This is a genomic window from Kitasatospora sp. HPM-01-4, from assembly GCF_051374625.1.
Lineage (GTDB): Bacteria > Actinomycetota > Actinomycetes > Streptomycetales > Streptomycetaceae > Kitasatospora.
This window is the reverse complement of record NZ_JBPQGP010000005.1, coordinates 5,470,221-5,491,842: the sequence shown is the minus strand read 5'-3', so window position 1 is coordinate 5,491,842 and position 21,622 is coordinate 5,470,221. Positions and strand designations below refer to the sequence as shown.

The following is a 21,622-nucleotide window of genomic DNA, read 5'->3' as shown; positions in this document are numbered from 1 at the left end:
CTGGCGCCGCCGAACCCCGATGCGCTGCACTGGTGCCCACCCGACCGCGACCGCCTTGGAGGCCCCCGCCGTGCTGACCCGTATCGACCACATCGGCATCGCCTGCTTCGACCTGGACAAGACCGTCGAGTTCTACCGTGCCACCTACGGCTTCGAGGTGTTCCACAGCGAGGTCAACGAGGAGCAGGGGGTGCGCGAGGCCATGCTCAAGATCAACGAGACCGACGACGGCGGCGCCTCCTACCTCCAGCTGCTGGAGCCCATCCGGGAGGACTCCACGGTCGCCAAGTGGCTGGCCAAGAACGGCGAGGGGGTGCACCACATCGCCTTCGGCACCGCCGACGTGGACGGCGACGCGGCCGCGATCAGGGACAAGGGCGTCCGGGTGCTGTACCAGGAGCCGCGCCGGGGCTCGATGGACTCCCGGATCACCTTCCTGCACCCCAAGGACTGCCACGGCGTACTGACCGAGCTGGTCACCTCGGCACGCCCCACGGAGCACACCGGACACTGAACGACTCGTCAGTAACCTTCGAAAGCACCCCTGCACCCGTTCCCCCCGGAGCCGCGCACACTACAATGCCCAGGTGCACTGAGGCTCCGGGGAGGACCGGTCCCGAAGAGCACGGCCAAGGGCGGGAGAAGCCGGCAGTTGACGGCTGGTCCTGTTGCCGGGGAGTCCACTACGCGGGCACGGGCTGAACAGTCGCAGTCCGGATCTGTCACCATTCTCCACTAGGCAAGAGTTCGCTCAGGAGTCCACCCGGACGGAGGAGCGCGGAGATCCGCGTACCCACCTGCCGATGACTCCGACCGCGGCACCCGCCGCGGCAGCAAGGACCAGTCGGTCCGGCCCCAGCACCAGCCGGGGCGGGACGGGCCCGGTCGAGGACGCGACCAGGGGACGGATGGACCGCGGAGTGCGGGGCAACGACCGCTACGAGGGTGACGATCACCTCTCCCAGTTCGAGGCCGAGATGGAGCGGACTCGCAAGGAGCGGGACAGGTCCGTCGAGCATGCCGAGGACCTCGCCTACCAGGTGGAGGTGCTCCGGGCCAAGCTGCACGAGTGCCGTCGGCAGCTCGCCCAGCCGCGTGCCTTCGACGCCGTCAGCGGCCAGGCCGAGCAGGTCCTGCGCAACGCGGAGATGCAGGCCCAGCAGCTGCGCGCCGACGCCGAGCGCCAGCTGCGCGAGTCGCAGGCGGCCACCCAGCGCATGATGGCCGAGGCCGCCGAGCGCACCGCCCGGCTGGAGGCCGAGCTCGCCGCCCGCCGCCGCCAGCTCGACGACGAACTCGCCGAGCTCCGCCGCAGCGCCGAACGGCACGTCAGCGAGAACGTCAGCTGGGCCGAGCAGACCCGGGCCGGCACCGAGCAGGAGGCCCAGCGCCTGCTCCAGGAGGCCCGCGCCGAGGCCGACCGGATGGTCGCCGCCGCCCGCGCCGAGGCCGCCGCCCTCGCCGACCAGGCCCGCGCCCGCACCGCCGCCGACGTGGACGCCGCCCGCGGCGAGGCCAAGGCCGCCGCCGAGGCCGCGCTGCTGCGCGCCCAGAACGACGCCGAGCGCCTGCTGCGCGCCGCCACCGAGCAGGCCCAGCAGGCCAGCGCCCAGGCCGAGGAGCTGCGCGACAGCGCCGCCAACGAGGCCGGCCAGCAGCTGGCCACCGCGCACGCCGAGATCGACGAGCTCAAGCGGCGGGCCGCCGTCGACCAGGAGCGCGCCGGGGCCGCCCTCACCCAGGCCCAGGCGGAGATAGAGCGGCTGCGCGCCGACGCGCTGGCCGAGGCCGAGCGGGCCCGCAAGGAGGCCGCCGAGCTGCAGTCCCACGCCGAGGCCGCCGCGAAGCGCCTGCACGCGGAGGCCGTCGCCGTCGCCGAGCAGAAGGTGGCCGACGGCGACGCCGCCAACGAGCAGCGCACGCAGAGCGCCAAGGCCGAGGTCGCCCGCATGGTGGCCGCGGCCAGCCGCGAGGCCGAGCTGATCAAGGCCGAGGCGGCCAACGCCACCGCCCAGGCCGAGGCCGCCAAGGCCGCCGCCGCCGAGGAGAGCGAGCGGCTGCGCGGCGCCGCCGAATCCGTCGCCTCCCAGCTGCGGGCCGAGGCCGAGGCTGCCATCGCCGAACTGCGCGCCGAGGCCGAACGCGAGCTCGCCGACCTGCGGGCACAGGCCGAGGCCGCCGCCGAGGCGCTGCGCGCCGAGGCGGTGGAACAGGGCCGCGCCGAGGCCGCCAAGGACGCCACCAGCCAGCTGGCCAAGGCCGCCAAGCAGGCCGAGGAGATGCTCTCCAGCGCCTCCTCGGACGCCAGGACCACCGTCGAGCAGGCCGCCGCCGAGGCCGAGCGGATCCGCACCGAGGCCGCCGCCGAGGTCGAGCTGCTCCGCGAGCAGGCCCAGGCCGCCGTCGAGCAGGCCCAGAACGCGGCCCTGGACGACGCCGCCGGCATCCGCCGCGAGATGGAGCGGATGCACGACGAGGCCGCCCGGCTCCGGGCCGAGGCCGAGGAGCTGCGCGCCCAGGCCGCCGCCGAGGCCGAGCGGGTCCTGGGCGGTGCCCGCCGCCAGGCCGTGGTGCAGATCGAGGAGTCCGCCAAGCAGGCCGAGGACCTCCTCACCAAGGCCAAGTCCGACGCCGACGAGCTGCGCGGCGGGGCCGCCGGCGAGGTCGAGAAGATCCGCGAGCAGGCCAAGGCCCAGGCCGCCGAGATGCAGGGCCGCGCCGAGCAGACCCTCGCCCGGGCCCGTACCGAGGCCGCCAAGGTGGCCGCCGCCGCCGAGCAGCACCACCAGGAGGCCGTGGCCGCCGCGAAGGCCGCCGCCGCCGAGAACCGCGCCGCCGCCGAACGGGAGACCTCGGAGCTGCGCCGCGAGGCCGCCGAGTACGACCAGCGGGTCCGCGCCGAGGCCACCAGCGCGTCCGAGAAGCTCCGTACCGAGGCCGTCTCCGCCGCGGAGGCGCTGCGCACCGACGCGGCGCACCACGCCGAGACGGTCCGGGTCGAGGCCGAACGCACCGCCACCGAACTGCGGGCCGACAGCGCCCGCGCCGCGAAGGCCGTCCGGGCCGAGGCCGCGCACGCCGCCGAGGCCATGCGCGCCGAGGCCGAGGACTGGGCCCACGCCCAGCGCTCCGAGGCCGAGAACTGGGTCCGGGCCCACCGCACCGAGGCCGAGGAGCTGGCCCGCCGGGAACGCGCCGAGGCCGAGGCCGCCGCGGCCGCCCTGCGCGAGAAGAGCCACCAGGAGTACGAGGAGGCCGCCGCCGGGCTGCAGCGCGAGCGCGAGGAGACCGCCGAACAGCTCGCCGCCGCCCGTGCCGCGCGGGAGAGTGCCGAGGCCCAGGCCGCCGAACTGACGGAGCGTACGGCCGCGGAGACCACCGCCCTGCGGGAGTCCACCGAGCAGGCCGCGGCGGAGCTGCGGGCCGCGGCCGAGCAGACCCTGTCCGACGCCCGCACCGAGGCCGCCGAGCGGCTGGCCGAGGCCGAGGGCTCCGCGCGGACCCTCCGCGAGGAGGCGGCGAGCGCCGCCGAGGCCGTACGTGCCGAGGCCACCGAGGCCGCCGAGGCGCTGCGCGCCGAGGGCGCCGAGGAGCTGGCCCGCGCCCGGCAGCACGCCGCCGAACTCGGCCGCGAGGCCGGGGAACTGCGCGAGCAGGCCGACTCCGAGATCGCCGGGCTCCGGGCCGCCGCCGAGCAGGAGGTCACCGAACTCCGCGCCACCGCCGAGCAGGAGACCGCCGAGCAGCGCGAGCTCGCCGAGGCGTACGACCGCGAACTGCGCGCCACCGCCGAACGCGAGACCGCCGAGCAGCGCGAGCAGGCCGCCGCCGAGGTCGCCGAACTCCGCGCCACCGCCGAACGGGAGACCACCGAGCAGCGCGAGCTCGCCGCCGCCGAGGCCGAGGAGACGGCCGCCGACGCCGCGGCCGAGGCCGAGCGGGTCACCGCCGAAGCCGAGCGCCGGGCCGCCGAACTGGTCGGTGCCGCCGAGGACGAGGCCGCCGAGATCCGCCAGTCCGTCGCCGGGCTGCACGAGTCCGCCTCCCAGCAGATCGCCGGGCTCCGGGCCGCCGCCGAGCAGGAGGTCGCCGAACTCCGCGCCACCGCCGAGCAGGAGACCACCGAGCAGCGCGAACTCGCCGAGGCCTACGACCGCGAACTGCGCGCCACCGCCGACCGCGACACCACCGAACAGCGCGAGCAGGCCGCCGCCGAGACCGCCGAACTCCGCGCCACCGCCGAGCAGGAGATCGCCGAGCAGCGCGAACAGGCCGAGGCGTACGACCGCGAACTCCGCGCCACCGCCGACCGCGACACCGCCGAGCAGCGCGAACTCGCCGAGGCGTACGACCGCGAACTCCGCGCCACCGCCGACCGCGACACCGCCGAGCAGCGCGAGCAGGCCGCCGCCGAGACCGCCGAACTCCGGGACCGGACCGCCGCCGAGCTGGCCGACCTCCGGGAGGTCGCGGCCGCGGAGATCTCGCAGCAGCGGGCCGAGGCGCAGGCGTACGAGGAGCAGCTGCGCGCCGAGGCGGAGGCCGAGCGGCAGAGCGCCCACGACTGGTCCGAGCAGCACCGGGCCGAGGCCGAGGCCCAGGGCCGCCGGACCGTCGCCGAGGCGGAGGAGCGGGCGGCGGCCGCCCTGGCGGAGACCGAGGAGTTCACCGCCGCGCTGCGCACCGAGGCCGAGGAGTACGCCCTCGCCACCCGCACCCTCGCCGAGGAGTACGAGGCGGCGACCCGGAGCCGGGCGGACGCGTACGACGCGGAGACCCGCGAGGCCGCCGAGAGCTACGACCGGACCACCCGCGAGCAGGCCAAGTCGGTGCTGGAGAAGGCGTTCGCGGACGCCGAGGCACTCGCCGAGGACGCCCAGACGGCCGCCCTGGCCACCACCGCCGCCGCCGAGGAGCAGGCGGACGCGATGGTCGCCGCCGCCCGCAAGGAGGCCGAACGGCTGGTCGCGGCCGGCGAGGCGGCCGGGCAGGCCGAGGTGGAGCGGGCCCGCTCGGACGCCGACGCGCTGCTCTCCGAGGCCCGCCGGGACTCGACCGCGATCCGCGAGCGCGCGGAGGAGCTGCGCGAGCGGACCGACGCCGAGATCGAGGCGCTGCACGAGCGGGCCCGCAAGGAGAACGCGCAGGCCATGAAGTCGGCCGGCGAGCGGGTGGACGCCCTGGTGACGGCGGCTCAGGAGCAGCTGACCGAGGCCGAGGAGCAGGCCATCGCCACCATGGCCGAGGCCGAGGAGCGCGCGGCCACCCTGGTCACGGCGGCTCAGGACCGGGCGTCCGAGCTCACCTCGGAGGCGTCGGCCGAGGCCAGCAAGGTCCGGATCTCCGCCGTGCGCAAGGCCGAGGGCCTGCTCAAGGGCGCGGAGCAGAAGCTCGCCGACTCCACCGCCAAGGCCGAGCAGCTGCGCACCGAGGCGGAGGCCGGGCTCAAGGCGGCCCAGGAGGAGGCCGAGGAGCAGATCGAGAAGGCGGCCGACGAGGCCGAGAAGCGGCTGCGCCGCGCGGACGAGACCGCGGACGAACAGCTGCGCCTGGCCAAGGAGGAGGCCGAGCGGCTGCTCGCCGAGGCCAAGGCCGAGGCCCAGCGCGTAACCGACCAGGGTCGGCGGGAGTTGGAGGAACTGGTCCGCCGCCGCAAGGACATCAACACCGAGATCTCCAGGGTGCAGGACGTGCTGTCGGCCCTGGAGGCGTTCGAGGCGCCGGCACCGGTGTCCCAGGAGAAGGCCAACGGGGGATCGAACGGCAAGAAGTCCGGGTCGGGCGGCCGCGACGGCGGCTCGAAGACCAGGGCCGGAGTGGGCGCTCCCCGATCGGGTGGCAATCGCTCCGGGAACGCACCACCCGATTGAGCGGACATTGTCCGCGAAGCATCGGCATTCCGCCGATGACACTCCGGTAACGTGTCAGGATTCCCCCTAAACCACCTCAGCGGTCCGACGACAGGAAGTCCAAAGTCCCATGAGCGACAGTCACTCCCCTCACGGCTTCGACCTGGTGCGTCGTGGGTACGAGCGTGCCCAGGTCGACGAGCGGATCACCAAGCTGGTGGCCGACCGTGACAGTGCATTGGCCCGGATCAACGCCCTCGAGAAGCGGATCGAGGAGCTTCACCTGGAGACCCAGACCGCCCAGGCCGCGGTGACCGAGGCCGAGCCCTCGTACGCCGGTCTCGGTGCCCGGGTGGAGAAGATCCTCCGGCTCGCCGAGGAGGAGGCCAAGGACCTGCGTGAGGAGGCGCACCGCGCCGCCGAGCAGCACCGCGAGCTGGCCGAGGCCGCCGCCCAGCAGGTCCGTGCCGAGGCGGAGAACTACGCCAAGGACCGCAAGGCCAAGGCCGAGGACGAGGGCCTGCGGATCGTCGACAAGGCCAAGGGAGACTCGGCCCAGCTGCGCGCCGAGGCCAACAAGGACGCCCAGAACAAGCGCGAGGAGGCGGACGCCCTCTTCGAGGAGACCCGCACCAAGGCCGCCCAGGCCGCGCTGGAGTTCGAGACCAACCTGGCCAAGCGCCGCGAGCAGTCCGAGCGCGACCTCGCCGCCCGCCAGGCCAAGGCCGAGAAGCGGCTCGCCGAGATCGAGCACCGCGCCGAGCAGCTCCGCCTGGAGGCCGAGAAGCTCCGTACCGACGCCGAGCGCCGGGCCCGCCAGACCGTCGAGACGGCCCAGCGCCAGTCCGAGGACATCGTGGCCGACGCCAACGCCAAGGCCGACCGGATCCGCAGCGAATCCGAGCGCGAGCTGGCGGCGCTGACCAACCGCCGCGACTCCATCAACGCCCAGCTCACCAACGTCCGCGAGATGCTCGCCACCCTGACCGGTGCCGCCGTCGCCGCCGCCGGCGTCCCGAACGACGACGCCCTCGGCGTTCCGGCCCAGCAGTCCCGCTGACCTCGGCCCGCAAGCGGCCCCGACCGACCGGCCGGGGCCGCTTCGCCGTACCGGAAGCCCTTCAGAGGCACGGGACGGGCCGCACCGTCCACGCCGGGGGCACGGCGCCGGCGGACGGCGCCCCGCGCCCCGAGGACGTACCCGGTCGCCCCGGAAGACCCGGCCCGTGGGCCGTCCCCGCGGGCGTCAGCGGCCCACGCGGCGGAGCAGCCCCCGGACCGCCGCGTTGAAGGTCTCCGGCGCCTCCAGCGAGCTGAGGTGGCCGACGCTCGGGATGACGGTGAGGTGGGCGTCCGGGAGTACGTCGGCCATCAGCCGTGCCTCGTCGAGCGGAGCGAGGGCGTCGAACTCGCCGACGATGACGGCCGACGGCACGGTGACCGAGGCGAGGGTGTCGAGGGAGTCGCCCCGCGCGGCCATCGCGCGCTGTGCCCAGGCCACCGCTCGCGGCGCCGACTCGGCGATCATCTTCCGTACCCTGGCGACGAGTTCGGGGTCGGTCCCGGGTCCGAGCAGCCCCTCCTCGATCTTCTCCTCGGCGAGCAGGCGCACACTGTCGCGGGCCAGCACGGTCCGGGCGATCCGCTCCCGGTTCGCGCGGACCTGCCCGGAGTCGACGGTGGCCCTGGTGTCGGCGAGCAGCAGGCCGGACAGGCGGTCGCCGTGGCGCCGGGCGAAGGCCATCGCGACGTAACCGCCCATGGACAGGCCGCCGACCACCGCCCGGTCGATCCCGGCGGCGTCCAGCAGCCGGGCGACATCATCCGCGATCAGGTCGAGCGAAGGCTCCTCCTCGCCCAACTCGGCTGCGCCGAAACCCCGTTGGTCCATCGTCAGCACCCTGGCCGCATCCCCGCTCAGACCGGGCAGCAGCTCCAGTTGGGCCTCCCACATCCGGGCCGAGAGCGGAAAGGCGTGGAGCAGGACGAGCGGGGTACCGGTGCCGTTCTCGCGGAACGCCGGGGTGCTGGGGTACGTCATACAGCCACGGTAGAGCGGCGCGCCGAGTGCCTGCGACCAACGCACCCTCGGACCGGCCGATTCAGACCGCCAGGCCGCCGGTCGGTCTCAGTACCGCGGGGCCCCCCGCCCGCGCTGGAGGTTGGCGGTCCGCCGCTCGCGGGCGCTCCAGCAGGCCCGGTGCCAGTGCCGGCGGTCGTCCACCCCGGCGCCGTGGCCCGGCCAGGCGACGACGTGTCCGACACCCGGCGGGATCTCCTGGTCGCAGCCCGGGCACCGGTAGTGGCGCCCCGCCACCCCGGCGACCGTCTGCACCACCCACTCCTCGCCCCCGAAACTCTCGGTCCGCCGCAGCGAACCGCCGAACGGGGTGGAGGGCGGCAGGTCCTCGGCGGCGCTCCCGCGCCTGCTGCTGGGGATCCGGTTACGGCGAGGCGACACGTCAACTACCTCTCGGCGGCGGGACTCGGGGAGCTCGGGGGCGTTCCACGGTCTTCCAGGGTACGACTACGCACCGCCCTCGAATTCCGTCCTTCACGCCACTATCACGGCAGGGAGGGACAGTCCGGAGATTCCTCCGAGATCCACCCGTTCCCCGCCGAAATTCGGGTACCTGCGTGCCGTTGGCACATGACATCGGCTACTCACAAGGGGACAGGCGGGGCTCGCAGACCCTGCGGCACCCCAGGAGGAACCCGATGACCAAGACCAGCCCCCCGCCGACCGACACCCTTCCTCAGGCCGGAGCGGCGGTTCGCAGTCCGCTTGCCGAAGCCTCGGACGGGCACCCGGCGGCCACCGACGCGATCCGGGTCGGCACCTTCCAGCTCTCGGCCCAGTTCCCGGGCCAGAGCCATGCCGAGGCACTGGAACGCACCGTGCAGACGGCGGTGGCCGCCGAGCGGGCCGGCCTGGACAGCGTCTGGCTGGCGGAGCACCACTTCGTGCCGTACGGGGTCTGCCCCAACGCCGCCACGCTGGCGGCGCTGCTGCTCGGCCGGACCCGCCGGATCCGCGTCGGGACGGCGGTCAGCGTGCTCTCCACCGTGCATCCGGTGGCCCTCGGCGAGCAGGCCGCCATGCTGCACCTGGTCTCGGGCGGCCGGTTCACCCTGGGTGTCGGCCGCGGCGGGCCGTGGATCGACCTGGACGTCTTCGGCACCGGACTGGCCGCGTACGAGCACGGTTTCCCCGAGCGGCTCGACCTGCTGCTGCGCTGGCTGCGCGGTGCCCGGGTGGGCGCGGACGGGCCGCAGTTCGACTTCCCCGAGGTGGCCGTGGTGCCCCGGGCGTCCGAACAGCCCCTGGGCGCGGGTACGGCCCGGGTGCCCGACCTCGCCGACTGGCTCGGCATGGACCCGGGGACCGGCGCGCTGCTGCGCTTCCCCCGCCAGCGCCGGGACGACGCGGGCGGTGGCCCCCAGCAGAGCGGACCGCCGGTGATCGCCGCCTGCACCTCCCCCGCCGGCGTCCGGACCGCCGCCGAGCGCGGCCTGCCGATGCTGCTCGGCATGCACTCGGGCGACGAGGAGAAGCGGGAGATGCTGGCCGCCTACCGGACGGCCTGGCGGGCCTGCGGGCGCGGCGAGGAGCAGCTCGCCAGGGTCGAGCGGGAGCATGTCGCGGTCGGTGTGGTGCAGATCGAGGACCGCACCTCGACGGCCCGCGCCGGCCTGCTGCGGACGATGCCCGGCTGGTTCGAGTACGGGCTCGGCGCGCACCGCACGGTGGACGGGCGCGAGCGGCGGATGCGCGACCCGCACGCGTACACCGAACTGCTCTGCGACCTGCACGCGGTGGGCACGCCGAAGCACTGCGCGGACCGGCTGCTGGCCACGGCCGAGAGCACCGGTCTCAGGCGGTTCGCACTGCTCGCCGAGGGCTCGGGCGAGCGCGCGGCGACCCTGCGCAACATCACCCGCCTCGGCGCCGAGGTACTGCCGCAGCTGAGCTGACCCGACCGCCCGGTGGCACGGCCGAGTTGACCCGGCCACCCCGTAAGTCCCCTACCCGCTCGACGGGTTGGACTCGATCGTCCGCACACCACCCGGGGGCGCGGGAACCACGCGGTCGGCCCCGCGCCCGCGCGGCCGGTCCGCCGCACGGCTCCCCGCGCCCCCGGCACCGCCGTTCAGCAGTCCCGCAGTTCCGGCGACTGGTTGAGCAGCTGGGCCCGGATCGAGGTGAAACGCCGGTAGCGCTCCTCGTTCGCCTCGGACGAGGTGAAGACCGCGACCCGGTGGCAGTTCTGGAACGCCAGCCTGACGCCGAAGTGGCGCTCCAGAGACCCCCGGATCGCATCACTGGCCATCGCCCGCAGCAGCTGGCCCCGCTCCTGTTCACTGGGCGGCGGTACCTGGTTGTCGGCGAAGTCGGTGCCGTCGACCTGGACCTGGGCGACCAGCGAGCTGATCAGCTCCCAGGCGTACGGCAGGGAGACGCGGACACAGTCCACGAACTCCCGCTCGTCGACCTCTCCTCTCTCGGCCTTCTCCAGCAGGGCCGGTGAGACGTCGAGCGACATGGGTTCTCCTCTCGCGGTCCACCACGGCGCGGCCGCCGCGGTGGTCGTGCGGTTGGTGCGCATGGTGCCGTGTGGTGCTCGGCTGGTGCCCGGTGGCGCACGGGCGCGCACGGTGGCTCAGGACCCGCCCGGAGGGTGCCCGGACGGGCTGACGCATGAATGACACTGCTGCTGTGTGACGCTGCTGTGACGCTTGGGGCTGTGACGCTCGTATGACGCTCGAGCGATGCGGGAACCGTCGCGGGCACCGGCACGCGGCCGGTCCTGCGACGGCCGCGCCACGCTCCGACGGGCCGCGAAGGACCCGGGTACGACGGATGACCCGGTGGCCACCGGATCGAGCGACGACCGCTCACCACAGAGTGACAGGCGATCGTCAGCGCGGCTGGCCAATCCGGCGCATTGCACCGGAATAACCGCCCGAAGAACCAGATTGGCCGGATCCCGTCGGACCGTTCATCTCACGTCTCCATCCCCGTTGAGCGGCCCCGGGCCGCCGTGACGGCGGGTGCCGTGGCCGCCGGCTCGCGGGTGCCGGACTCCATGGTTCGCCGTGTCCGGGCTTTCTTCACCCGGCCGTCGCGGAATCGCTTCAACTGGCCCCGGTGGGCTAGCGTGGTCGACCGTGCGTCTCGTAATTGCCCGTTGCTCAGTCGACTATGCCGGTCGGCTCTCCGCCCATCTCCCGTCCGCCACCCGGCTGATCCTGGTCAAGGCCGACGGCAGCGTCAGCATCCACGCCGACGACCGCGCCTACAAGCCGCTCAACTGGATGTCGCCGCCCTGCAGTCTCAAGGAGGCCGACGGCACCTGGACGGTCACCAACAAGGCCGGTGAGAAACTGATCATCAGCCTGGAAGAGGTCCTGCACGACTCCTCGCACGAGCTCGGGGTCGACCCCGGTCTGGTCAAGGACGGCGTCGAGGCCCACCTCCAGGAGCTGCTGGCCGACCGGATGGAGGTCCTCGGCGCCGGCTGGTCGCTGATCCGCCGCGAGTACCCGACCGCCATCGGCCCGGTCGACATCCTCTGCCGCGACGCCGACGGCGCCACGGTCGCCATCGAGATCAAGCGGCGCGGCGAGATCGACGGCGTCGAGCAGCTGACCCGCTACCTGGAGCTGCTCAACCGCGACCCGCTGCTCGCCCCGGTGAAGGGTGTCTTCGCCGCCCAGGAGATCAAGCCCCAGGCCCGTGTCCTCGCCACCGACCGAGGCATCGGCTGCGTCGTCCTGGACTACGACGAGCTGCGCGGTATCGACGACGACAAGCTCAAGCTCTTCTGAGCCGAGCGCGGCGGGTGGCCCCAGGGGCGCGGGTGAGGGCACCCGCGCCCCTGGGGCTTGACTGACAAGCCCCCGGGCAGGCGTCTCCTACGGCGTCTGCGAAGCGGTGCCACCGCTCTGCGTTCCCGAAGCGGCGCTGCTCGTCTGCGGCGTCGAGGGCGCCGGACTCGTCGGCGTGCCGGTCGACGGCTTCGTGGTGGGGGGATCGCTCGGCGGCGTGGACTGCGTGGACCTGGACGGCTCCGGGGCCGGCGACTCGCTCGACGGCTGGTCGCCGGTGGGCGACGGCCTGCCACCGCCGCCGCCGGGCCTGCCGTGGGTGGGCGCGGGCTCCCACGTCTGCTCCGAGGACGGCTCGGTGGCCGACGAGCCGGGCGGGTTCCCGCCGACGGGCCGGTGGCCGCCGTGACCCGTACCGCCGCCCGTCACCGAGGCCGCTCCTCCGGCCCCCTCCGGCCCGGGGACCTTCACGTGGCCCGCCGGGGCCGAGGCGCCGGCCGAGGGCCGCGAGCCGCCCGCCGTGCTCCCGGCCGTGGGCTGGTTCTCGATGAGCGGGTCCTCGCTCGGTGAAGCGGCCGGCTGCACCGTCCTGGTCCGACCCGAGTGGGACCCGGCCAGGCCCAGGCCGACCGCCGTACCGAGCACGGAGACCGCCAGCACCGCGGTACCGACGGCCAGTACGGCCCGCCGGGTCCGCTCGGGCACCCGGGCGCTCCGAAGCCGCCACGGGACCGCGATCGCCCGGATCGAGGTACGGCGGCTCTCGGCCGCCGGCGTACCCTCGACCACCGGCAGCCGCACGGTCTCGGCCTGCAGCAGATCGAGCATCCGCCGGGCCGCCGCGCTCCCGCGCGGCTCGCCGAACGCCGCCCGCAGCGTCACGGCCGTCTCCAGCTCGGCCCGCGCCCGTTCCGGCGCCCCCTGGCAGAACGCCAGCACACCCAGCTCCTGCCGGAACCAGGCCTGGTCCGCCGTGGAACCGAGCGCCTGCGCGGCCTGAAGACCGAGCTCCAGGGTGCGCTCCCAGGCGCCCCAGCGCAGCGAGAGGGCACAGGCCCCGGCCGCCGCCCTGGCGAGCCGCAGCACCTCCTGCCAGCGGCCCGCCTCCCGGTCGGCGAGCAGCGCGCCGATCAGCACCTCGGCCTCGGCGGCGACCTGTCCGACGTCCACCGAACCGTGGCCGACCCACCAGGAGAAGTGCTGGGCCGCACCGTCCGCGATCGTCCCCGGCGCCCAGTGCGGCGCGAGCAGTTCGAGCGCGCCGGAGGAGAGCCGGTGGTGGCCGCCGACCGAGACCGCGAGCCCGCAGTCGGACAGCTCCCGCAGGGCGCTCTCGCCCAGCCCGACGTCGATCAGCGCGGGCAGGTGCGGAGCTGCCGGCAGCTCGCCGCCGAACGCCACCGCCAGCCGCAGCACCGCCTGCGCGGGCTCGCTCAGCCCCTCCGCCAGCCGTACGGCCGGCGAGGCGCTCTCCACGACCGTGGGCAGCGGCACGGTACGGCGCAGCTCGCTCTCCAGCTCGGCCGGGTCCTCCGGGTCGGCCACGTCCTTCACCAGGCCGAAGACGCTGTGCCGTTCCTGGCGGGCCACGACCAGACCGTCGACCTCGGCGTCGCGCTGCCGCAGCAGCGCGGCCGCCTGGACGAAGCGCAGCGGCAGGCCCTCCGACTCGAACCAGAGGTCCACCACCCAGGACCGCTCCTGCTCCTCCAGCGGCCGCCCCGCGAGCCGGGCCACCAGCCCCAGGCAGGCGGGCCGCGAGAGCCCGGCCACCGGGCGGTCCTCCAGCCGGGAACCGGGCACCGGTGCCGGGCTGTCCGGAGCGACGGTGATCAGGAAGGCGCAGTCGGGCGCGGCGGCGAGCATCCCCTCCAGCTCCTCGCCGGACGGCTCCACGTCGTCGATCACGACGATCGCGCCGACGGGGGCCAGCAGAGCGGGCAGCCGGTGGCGGTCCGGACGGTAGCCAGGGTTGTCGTAGACGGCGGCGAAGAGGTCCTGGAGCAGGTCCTGCGCGGTCCTGCGGTAGCCGTTGAGCCGGACCACACCGTCCGGGGCGAGGTCGGCGGCGGCCTCGGCGACGGCCGCCAGCAGGACGCTCCGGCCCGAGCCCGGCTGGCCGATCAGGCGGACCGACCGCCCCTGGGAGAGCAGGTCCAGCAGGTCCGCGATCTCGGCCTCCCGCTCCAGCAGCGGCAGATCGGCCTGGGGCCGGCCGAACGCCTCGGGGCCGACCGCCGGCCTCGGCACCGGCTCGCCGCGGCGGCCGGCGGGGCCGCGGCGGCGCGGTACGGGACGCCACTCCTCCGGGCAGGGCCTGGCCTCGGAGCCGTCCGGGTTTCCGACGGTCAGCAACAGGCCGCCGGAGACCACTTCACCTGTCCTGGGCCGCAGTCCGTCCTGCCGGAGGTCTCCGGTTGGCTGTCCCACGTGTTCCGCACCGCCCATGCTCTGCCGTCACCCTTCCGAGCGCTGACTCTCGCATACTCGTCCCCCCGATCCCAGTCCAGGGGTGAGGGGGCGCCCGGCGGCGCGGCGACCGCACACCAGCCCCGTCACGACGGGTCCCGGGCCGGCCGTCAGCGAGTCGCGGCGCGCCGGGGTGCGGGGACGCGCGAGGGAGCGTGCAACGTCGGGCTTCCCGCCCCCGGCCTCACGGGTCGGAACACCCGGGGCGCAGTCCGCGAGGCGCTCACTCGGCGGTGAGGCGCACTCAGAGGTAGGGCGCGACCAGCGGGTTCGGCGGGGTGACACCGAGCGCGGGGAGTCCGGTGCCGTACGGGTCTGCGACGGTGCCCTCGACGGCGAGGATGCGGTGCAGGCGGGTGGCCACCAGAAGCCGCTGCAGCTGCGCAGGCACGGCCCGCAGGACCAGCCGACGCCCCAGCCGCCCGGCCCGCCGGTGCGTCCCCATGATCACGCCCAGACCGGTGGCGTCCCAGGCCTCCAGAGCGGACAGGTCGAGCACCAGGTCCCCCTGGCCGCCGTCCACCGCCTGGTGCAGCCGGACCCGGGCGTCGGCGGCGCTGCGGACGTCGAGGCGGCCCTCGATGGCCAGACGGCCGTGGTCGCCGGTGATGCGCACGCTCTCCTCCTCCGCTCTGGCGCCGGGGGCTCCGAGGCTCCGTCCCGGGCCGACGCCTGGGCCGCGTCGCACTCCGGGGGCCACGCCCACACTCCCCCTCATCTGACGGTGAAGCCGCTGTGCAGGTTGCTGGTCACTGTCAGATCTGAAACAACTTCACTCGTCCGAGGGAATATACGCAGTCGGACCCCAGACCCACGCTCGATTACCGCCCAAATCACCCGTCTGCGGCAGAGGCGTGAGCAAACTCACCCGGTGCCTCTGCCGCAGGACGGCCGATCAGCCTGGTCCCGGCGTGCCCTTGGCCCGCTTCCCGTCCTACTTCTCGTACCCGTAGAAGCCGCGGCCACTCTTCCGGCCGAGGTCCCCGGCGGTGACCATGCGGGCCATCACCTCGGGGGCGGCGAACTTCTCGTCCTTGGTCTCGGCGTAGATGTTGTGCGCGGCGTGCAGCAGGATGTCGACACCGGTCAGGTCGGCGGTCTGCAGCGGACCCATCGGGTGGCCGAAGCCCAGACGGCAGGCGGTGTCGATGTCCTCGGCGGTGGCGACGCCCGACTCGTACAGCTTGGCGGCCTCGACCACCAGGGCGGTGATCAGACGGGTGGTGACGAAGCCGGCCACGTCGCGGTTGACCACCACGACCTCCTTGCCGACGCCCTCGGCGTAGGCGCGGGCGGTGGCCAGCGTCCGGTCGCTGGTCTTGTAGCCGCGCACCAGCTCGACCAGCTTCATCAGCGGAACCGGCGAGAAGAAGTGCACGCCGACGACGCTCTCCGGACGCGAGGTCGCGGCGGCGATCCGGGTGATCGGGATGGCCGAGGTGTTGGAGGCCAGCACCGCGCCGTCCTTGGCCAGCTTGTCGAGCTCGCGGAAGACGCCCTCCTTGACCTCCAGCTGCTCGAACACCGCCTCGATCACGATGTCGGCCTCGCCGACCGCGCCCAGGTCCGTGGTGGTGGTGATCCGGCCGAGCGCCGCCTCCGCCTCCTCGGCGGTCATCCTGCCCTTGGAGACGAACTTGTCGTACGAGGCCCGGATACCGTCCAGACCGCGCTGCAGCGCGGCGTCCGTCACATCCCGCAGCACCACCGGGTGACCGGCCTGCGCGGAGACCTGGGCGATGCCGGCGCCCATCAGTCCGGCGCCGATCACGGCGATCTGCTGGGTGGATGCGTTGCTCATGGCTGTCTCCCGAGTCCGGTCCTGATGGCGGCTCAGGCCGGGGTCACCCGCCGAGCCGCACCGCTCACTCACGCGCCGGACTCTAATGCCCCGGGGCGTCCCGTGGTGAACTTGTGCGGTGTGATCTGCGCCCGACCGCTGAGAGGTTGAAACGTGCGCACCCTGGCGTTGATGCTGATCTCCTTCGCGGTGGTCGGGCTCCTGATCCTGCTGCTGCGCTGGACGTACGGCTCGGGCAAGTCCCTGGTGGCCCGTCCACCGCGCAGCGGCAGACCCGAGGAGTACGGCCTGCTGGTGCCGGTGGCCGCCCCCGAGGACCCGGCCGAGGCCCGCCGGCTGGCCGCGCTGCTACGGTCCGCCGGGCTCAGGTACACCCTGGCGCGCACCAGCGACGGCCTGCGCCTGATGGTCTGGCCCGCCGACGTCCCCGCCGCCCGCAAGGCACTCCACCTCGAATAGCGCGTACCGCCCGGCGTGGGCCGCTACTCCGCGACCAGCCCCAAGTCCTGGGCCAGGATGGCCGCCTGGACCCGGCTGCGCAGTTCCAGCTTGGCCAGGATCCGGCTGACATGGGTCTTGGTGGTGGCCTCGGCCATCGCCAGGCGGGTGGCGATCTCGTTGTTGGAGAGTCCGGCGCCGAGGCAGGCCAGCACCTCGCGCTCGCGCGGCGTCAGTCCCTCCACGGCGGCCTTCGCCCGGGGCTGGTCGGGCCGGTCGGGGCGGGCGAAGGTGCCGATCAGGCGGCGGGTGACGGAGGGTGCGAGCATCCCGTCGCCCCGGGCGACCGTACGGATGCCCTCGATCAGGGTGTCCGCCTCCAGGTCCTTGAGCAGGAACCCGGCCGCGCCCGCCCGCAGCGCGCCGTACACGTACTCGTCCAGGTCGAAGGTGGTGAGCACCAGCACCTGGGCCGCCCCGGCCGCCACCACCTGCCGGGTCGCCGAAACCCCGTCCAGCCTGGGCATCTGGACGTCCATCAGCACCACGTCAGGCCGCAGCCGCAGCGCCAGCTCGACCGCCTGCTCGCCGTCACAGGCCTCGCCGACCACCTCCAGGCCGGGCTCGGCCCGCAGGATCATCACCAGCGCGGCGCGCACCGCCGCCTGGTCCTCGGCCACCAGCACCCGGATCGTCATGTCCCCTCCTCGCCCTCGGGCTCCCTGGGCAGCACCGCCCGCACCCGCCACCGCTCGCCGTCGGGGCCGGTCACCGGCCCGGCCTTCAGGCTGCCGCCGAGCAGCCCGGCGCGTTCACCCATCCCGACCAGGCCCGCCTTCGCCCCCGGTGCGGCGGGCGTCTCCCCGGCCCGGTAGGGGCTGTCCGCGACGATCTCCAGGTGCCGGGGGCGGTAGGACAGGCCGAGCCGGACGGTGCCGGGGGCGGCGTGCTTCAGCGCGTTGGTGAGCGACTCCTGGACGATCCGGTACGCCGCCAGCTCGACGGGGGCGGGCAGTTCGCCGCGCTCGCCGTCCTCGGCCAGCTCGAAGACCAGCCCGCCGTCCCGCCCCGCCGCCCGGGCCTGGGTCAGCAGGGTGTCCAGCGCCTCCAGCTTGGGCGCCTCGTACGAGCCCTCGTCCCGCTCCCTGAGCAGGCCGATCATCCGGCGCATCTCGGCCAGCCCCTGGACGCTGTTCTCCCGGATCACCGCCATCGCCACCAGCAGCGGATCGTCGGCCGGACGCTGCTGACGGCGCGCCAGCGACTGGGCGCCGGTGGCGTGGATCGCGATCGCGGACAGGTGGTTGGCCACCACGTCGTGCAACTCGCGGGCCATCCGCGAGCGTTCGGCGACCACGGCCTCGCGCCGGTCCAACTCGGCCAGCAGCGCGGTCTGTTCGGCCCGCAGCCGTTCGGTGTCGGCACGGTCCCGGTGCTCGCGCAGGAGGTCGGCGGTCCAGACGGGGGCCATGAAGACGAGACCGGCGAAGGCCGCCACCAGCAGCGCCTGGGCCACCGTGCCGTACATCAGCACCAGGCTGGACAGCACCACCGTCATCCCGGCGCCGGCGAGGTGCAGCACGGTGGCCATCCGGCGGCTGCCGTAGAGCGTGGCCGCGTAGAGCAGGTCGGTGTACATGACCACCGTGGCCAGGTTCGACCCGGCGAAGGTGTTGGCGCTGAAGAGCAGCGCGCCGAGGCCCACCGTCCACCACGGGCGGGTACGCCGCACCAGTTCGAGACCGGCCATCGCCACCAGCGGTACCAGGTTCACCCCGGCCGGGACCCCGGTACGGTCGTACGCGCCGAACGCCGTCAGCGCCAGGCCCCCCAGCAGCCCGGCGACGGCGATGAGCAGGTCCTCCTGACGCGGCCCCAGACTGATCTTTCGCACACCGCTCCTTCGCACGGCACCATCACACCATCCGCCGCCGGGCCCCGGGGCGGCCTGGCGGAGGAGTGCCGGTACATCGAAGGTTGCAGCGGGAAATCAGCAACCGCGACGAGGTGCACCCGGTGTGTGCTCCCACACCCTCGAAGCATGGTTTCCCTGATCCTCGCCGGTGAGATCGGCTTCTGGGTGGTGCTGGCCGCCGCCCTCGCCGCACGGTACCTGCTCAGATGGCGGCGGGCCGGCACGGCCCTGCTGGTCGCACTGCCGCTGATCGACCTCCTGGTGCTCGCCGCCACCGTGCGGGACCTGCGGCACGGCACGGTGGCCGACTGGACCCACGGCCTGGCCGCGTCGTACGTCGGCTTCTCCGTCGGCTACGGGCACTACCTGGTGGCCTGGGCCGACGCCCGCTTCGCCCACCGCTTCGCGGGCGGCCCGCCTCCGGTGAGACCACCGAAGTACGGGAGCGCCCGCGCCGCCCACGAATGGAGGATCTTCGCCCGTACCCTGGTCTCCGCCGCCGTCACGGTCGCCCTCATCGCCGGTATGACCGCCCTGGTCGGCGACACCGCCCGGACCGCGGCCCTCACCCAGTGGTACCGGAGCATGGCCTGGGTCACCGGCATCAGCCTGGTCGTCGCCGCCAGCTACACCGTCTTCCCCAAGCGCCCCCGCTAGCGGTTCTCCCCCGGCACCCAGAGCACGTCCCCGCGCTCCTTGTTCGCCGCCCGCGCGAGGATGAACAGCAGGTCCGACAGCCGGTTCAGGTACTTGGCCGTGAGCGGGTTCACCGTCTCCCCGTGCACCTCGATCGCCGCCCAGGTCGCCCGCTCGGCCCGGCGGACCACGGTGCAGGCGAGGTGCAGGTACGCCGCGCCCGGCGTCCCCCCGGGCAGGATGAAGCTGCGCAGCTTCTCCAACTGCTCCAGATAGTGGTCGCAGTCGGCCTCCAGCCGGTCGATGTAGCTCTGCAGCACCCGCAGCGGCGGGTACTTGGGGTTCTCGACGACCGGCGTCGCGAGGTCCGCCCCCACGTCGAAGAGGTCGTTCTGCACCCGGGTCAGCACGGCGACCACGTCCTCGGGCAGCGCCCCGGCCGCGATGGCCACGCCGAGCGCGGCATTGGCCTCGTTCGCGTCGGCGTACGCGACCAGCCTCGGATCGGTCTTGGTGGTCCGGCTCATGTCTCCGAGCGCGGTGGTCCCGTCGTCGCCGGTACGGGTGTAGATACGCGTGAGATTGACCATGGCCGCAGCCTAGTCACGCCTCGCGCGGCTCACCCGTGATTGCGGTCCCGATCACAAAGCCCTTGGCCGGCCCCTCGGGCACGATCACCTCGGTGCCGTAGGGCATCCGGACCTCGGCCTCGTAGGTCGCCTTCTTCGGGTTCGGCTCGGAGAGCACGGTGACATGGCCCTTGCCGTCGAAGTCGTCGATGATGACGTACACGCGGATACCCGCGCGCGCGTACGTACGACGCTTGCGCTCCAGATCACGCTCATGCGCCTCCGCCCCCGGGGAGACGACCTCGGCGACAAGCGACACACCGGATGCCACGACGCCGAGTCCTTCGGCGTCCGGAATGTCGTCGATCTCCTCGGGCGCTACGAAGAGATCGGGAATGCACACCTTCCGACCGAAGACGACGTTCACGTCCTGGTAGGCCGCGTAGCCACTGCCCGTCAGGAAGAGAACCAGGGCATCTCGAAGGCGGTTCGCGATACGAGCATGGCCACGACGTCCGGTGGGTGACACCTCGATGAACCCCTCTACGATCTCCGCTCGATAGCCCTCGGGGAGATCAAGGGTCTTCCAGGCCTGCCAGAGCACCTCATCGAGGTCGGGAGCCTCCTCCTCGACTTCGAAATCGAGGTCCGGTTCCTGGGCCATAGCAGTCATCGAGAGCACACCTCCTCCGTACAGTGTGGGCGGGCCGAGCTCGGTGGCACAACCAACGCCACACACGCTAGGCGGACACGCCTGACCGCAGGAGGAAACCCGAACGAGACCGCCCGAAAGGGCGACTCAAGATCATGCGACGTTGACCCGCCCCCGACCCGAGAGTCCGTCGCTACGCGACGTTCACCCGCCCCCACCCTCCGGGCGGGGGTGCCCCCGACCCGAGGGTCCGTCGCTACGCGACGTTCACCCTCTGCCCGGGCGGGGCGGCCTCCAGCCAGGCGAGGAAGCCGGTGAGGGCGTCCTCGCTCATGGCGAGTTCGAGGGGGGATCCGTTGTGGAGGCATCGGAGCACGACGGAGCCGGAGAGCAGGGCGAGCTCCTCCTGGCCCTCGGGGTAGCGGCGGCCGAGCACCTCGATCTCGGTACGGGGGAGGATCCTGCGCGGACGCGGGGCGTAGGAGAAGACCCGGAACCACTCGATGCAGTCGCCGCTGTAGCGGCCGATACCAAAAACCCACCCCTTGCCGTCTGCCCCGGACTTGGGGGTGGAGGCTGGGATGGGTTCGCCGGTCTCGTCGAGGTCTGGCTGCGTGGAGGCGTCCGCCGGCATTTTGAGGCGGTAGCTGCAGTCGAACGTCCCGCCCACGCGCTGGATCACGCGGCGGCGTACCGCGAAGGCCACCAGGCCAAGAACTCCCAGGCCCACGACCGCCGCACACACCACAAGGGCGAGGACCATGCTCACCGACCTCCTCGCTGACCTGCGTTCCCCGTATCGGTCGTATCAAGCGACCGCACTGACCTACCAACTGATACGACAGTCCCGGGGTCACGCTCTCGCGTCCCCGGGACCGTCGGTCAAGCTACGCTCAGGCGGCCTTCAGGCCGCGGGCCGCGAAGAGGCGGACCTCGGCGCGACGCTCGGCGTGCGAGTCCAGCTCCTGCTTGGCCTGCTCGAGTGCCCGCTCGGCACGGGCGACATCGATCTCGTCCGCCAGCTCGGCCACCTCTGCGAGCAGAGACAGCTTGTTGTCGGCGAAGGAGATGAAGCCACCGTGCACCGCGGCGATGACGATGCCGCCATCAGTGGTGCGGATGGTGACCGGGCCGGACTCCAGCACGCTCAGCACCGGGGTGTGTCCCGGCATGATGCCGGTGTCACCGGAGGCCGTACGGGCGACAACGATGGTGGCCGCACCGGACCACACCTTGCGGTCGGCTGCGACCAGCTCGACGTGCAGCTCAGCCAACGTGGGCTCCTAGGCTCTCGCCGAGATACCAGGGCAGGCCCCGATTACTCGGCAGTTTCGGTAAGAATAACGGGCCCGCGCCCCCGGAATGAAACCAAGGACACGGAGATGACCGGGATCACAGCCGCTTGAGCCGTGAGGGGTGGCCCCCAGGAGACGGGGACCACCCCTCACGGTCGTTAAGCCATCA

General features: G+C 73.5%; 19 protein-coding genes. 7 read left to right on the top strand and 12 right to left on the bottom strand.

All coding sequences use genetic code 11. The annotated features are described in order from the left end of the window. The first annotated feature begins 70 nt into the window (after positions 1-70). The 3 genes from mce (at position 71) to ACSMTC_RS23915 (ending at position 6,909) form a co-directional block, all read left to right on the top strand. The gene (mce, locus tag ACSMTC_RS23925; protein WP_436561764.1) at positions 71-514 is read left to right on the top strand and encodes a methylmalonyl-CoA epimerase; all 444 of its coding nucleotides are present in this window, start codon (positions 71-73) and stop codon (positions 512-514) included. A gap of 394 nt (positions 515-908) precedes the next feature. Next, positions 909-5,870, top strand: coding sequence for a hypothetical protein (locus ACSMTC_RS23920; RefSeq protein WP_436564793.1), 4,962 nt, complete (start codon positions 909-911; stop codon positions 5,868-5,870). Between the two features lie 109 nt (positions 5,871-5,979). Continuing rightward, a complete protein-coding gene (locus tag ACSMTC_RS23915) occupies positions 5,980-6,909 on the top strand; it encodes a coiled-coil domain-containing protein (protein WP_436561763.1) in 930 nt (309 codons plus the stop codon). Positions 6,910-7,095: 186 nt separating this feature from the next. Here ACSMTC_RS23915 and ACSMTC_RS23910 read toward each other — a convergent pair whose 3' ends face one another. Together ACSMTC_RS23910 and ACSMTC_RS23905 are read right to left on the bottom strand one after the other, a co-directional pair. Continuing rightward, positions 7,096-7,890, bottom strand: a complete 795-nt coding sequence (locus ACSMTC_RS23910) for an alpha/beta fold hydrolase (RefSeq protein ID WP_436561762.1) — start codon at positions 7,888-7,890, stop codon at positions 7,096-7,098. An 87-nt stretch (positions 7,891-7,977) separates the two neighbouring features. Continuing rightward, complete coding sequence (locus tag ACSMTC_RS23905) at positions 7,978-8,310, bottom strand: ATP/GTP-binding protein (RefSeq protein ID WP_436561761.1); 333 nt, start codon at positions 8,308-8,310, stop codon at positions 7,978-7,980. Between the two features lie 365 nt (positions 8,311-8,675). On the opposite strand from ACSMTC_RS23905, the gene ACSMTC_RS23900 reads away from it, so the two are divergent. Beyond that, positions 8,676-9,824 carry an LLM class flavin-dependent oxidoreductase gene (locus ACSMTC_RS23900; protein ID WP_436564792.1) on the top strand — a complete coding sequence of 383 codons (1,149 nt, stop codon included), beginning with the start codon at positions 8,676-8,678 and terminating at the stop codon, positions 9,822-9,824. Positions 9,825-10,000: 176 nt separating this feature from the next. Here the strand turns inward: ACSMTC_RS23900 and ACSMTC_RS23895 are convergent, their stop codons facing one another. Further along, complete coding sequence (locus tag ACSMTC_RS23895) at positions 10,001-10,393, bottom strand: SCO5389 family protein (RefSeq protein ID WP_436561760.1); 393 nt, start codon at positions 10,391-10,393, stop codon at positions 10,001-10,003. 625 nt (positions 10,394-11,018) lie between these two features. On the opposite strand from ACSMTC_RS23895, the gene nucS reads away from it, so the two are divergent. Then, positions 11,019-11,678, top strand: coding sequence for an endonuclease NucS (gene nucS, locus ACSMTC_RS23890; RefSeq protein ID WP_436561759.1), 660 nt, complete (start codon positions 11,019-11,021; stop codon positions 11,676-11,678). A gap of 87 nt (positions 11,679-11,765) precedes the next feature. Here nucS and ACSMTC_RS23885 read toward each other — a convergent pair whose 3' ends face one another. The 3 genes from ACSMTC_RS23885 to ACSMTC_RS23875 form a co-directional block, all read right to left on the bottom strand. Further along, the gene (locus ACSMTC_RS23885) at positions 11,766-14,108 is read right to left on the bottom strand and encodes an ATP-binding protein (RefSeq protein ID WP_436561758.1); all 2,343 of its coding nucleotides are present in this window, start codon (positions 14,106-14,108) and stop codon (positions 11,766-11,768) included. A 283-nt stretch (positions 14,109-14,391) separates the two neighbouring features. Next, a complete protein-coding gene (locus tag ACSMTC_RS23880) occupies positions 14,392-14,763 on the bottom strand; it encodes an STAS domain-containing protein (protein WP_436561757.1) in 372 nt (123 codons plus the stop codon). A gap of 318 nt (positions 14,764-15,081) precedes the next feature. Continuing rightward, positions 15,082-15,948, bottom strand: a complete 867-nt coding sequence (locus tag ACSMTC_RS23875) for a 3-hydroxyacyl-CoA dehydrogenase family protein (protein WP_436561756.1) — start codon at positions 15,946-15,948, stop codon at positions 15,082-15,084. A gap of 171 nt (positions 15,949-16,119) precedes the next feature. Between ACSMTC_RS23875 and ACSMTC_RS23870 the strand changes: the two genes are divergently transcribed. Continuing rightward, entirely contained in the window at positions 16,120-16,407 is a 288-nt protein-coding gene (locus ACSMTC_RS23870) for a hypothetical protein (protein WP_436561755.1), read from the top strand. A gap of 23 nt (positions 16,408-16,430) precedes the next feature. Here ACSMTC_RS23870 and ACSMTC_RS23865 read toward each other — a convergent pair whose 3' ends face one another. Next, complete coding sequence (locus ACSMTC_RS23865; RefSeq protein WP_436561754.1) at positions 16,431-17,084, bottom strand: response regulator; 654 nt, start codon at positions 17,082-17,084, stop codon at positions 16,431-16,433. Further along, complete coding sequence (locus tag ACSMTC_RS23860) at positions 17,081-18,280, bottom strand: sensor histidine kinase (RefSeq protein WP_436561753.1); 1,200 nt, start codon at positions 18,278-18,280, stop codon at positions 17,081-17,083. Before ACSMTC_RS23860 ends, ACSMTC_RS23865 begins: the two co-directional genes overlap by 4 nt. 147 nt (positions 18,281-18,427) lie before the next feature. Between ACSMTC_RS23860 and ACSMTC_RS23855 the strand changes: the two genes are divergently transcribed. Then, on the top strand, positions 18,428-18,958 hold the full coding sequence (locus tag ACSMTC_RS23855; RefSeq protein WP_436561752.1) for a hypothetical protein: 531 nt from the start codon (positions 18,428-18,430) through the stop codon (positions 18,956-18,958). Here the strand turns inward: ACSMTC_RS23855 and ACSMTC_RS23850 are convergent. The 4 genes from ACSMTC_RS23850 to ACSMTC_RS23835 form a co-directional block, all read right to left on the bottom strand. Further along, entirely contained in the window at positions 18,955-19,527 is a 573-nt protein-coding gene (locus ACSMTC_RS23850) for a cob(I)yrinic acid a,c-diamide adenosyltransferase (RefSeq protein WP_436561751.1), read from the bottom strand. The two genes, ACSMTC_RS23855 and ACSMTC_RS23850, sit on opposite strands and share 4 nt — an antisense overlap. 13 nt (positions 19,528-19,540) lie before the next feature. Continuing rightward, positions 19,541-20,179 (bottom strand): Uma2 family endonuclease, encoded by a 639-nt coding sequence (locus ACSMTC_RS23845; protein ID WP_436564791.1) that lies wholly within the window; start codon positions 20,177-20,179, stop codon positions 19,541-19,543. Positions 20,180-20,414: 235 nt separating this feature from the next. After that, positions 20,415-20,921, bottom strand: coding sequence for a DUF2550 domain-containing protein (locus tag ACSMTC_RS23840; protein ID WP_436561750.1), 507 nt, complete (start codon positions 20,919-20,921; stop codon positions 20,415-20,417). A 130-nt stretch (positions 20,922-21,051) separates the two neighbouring features. Continuing rightward, positions 21,052-21,432: a F0F1 ATP synthase subunit epsilon gene (locus tag ACSMTC_RS23835; protein ID WP_436561749.1), complete on the bottom strand. Its 381-nt coding sequence runs from the start codon at positions 21,430-21,432 to the stop codon at positions 21,052-21,054. Between the last annotated feature and the right edge of the window lie 190 nt (positions 21,433-21,622).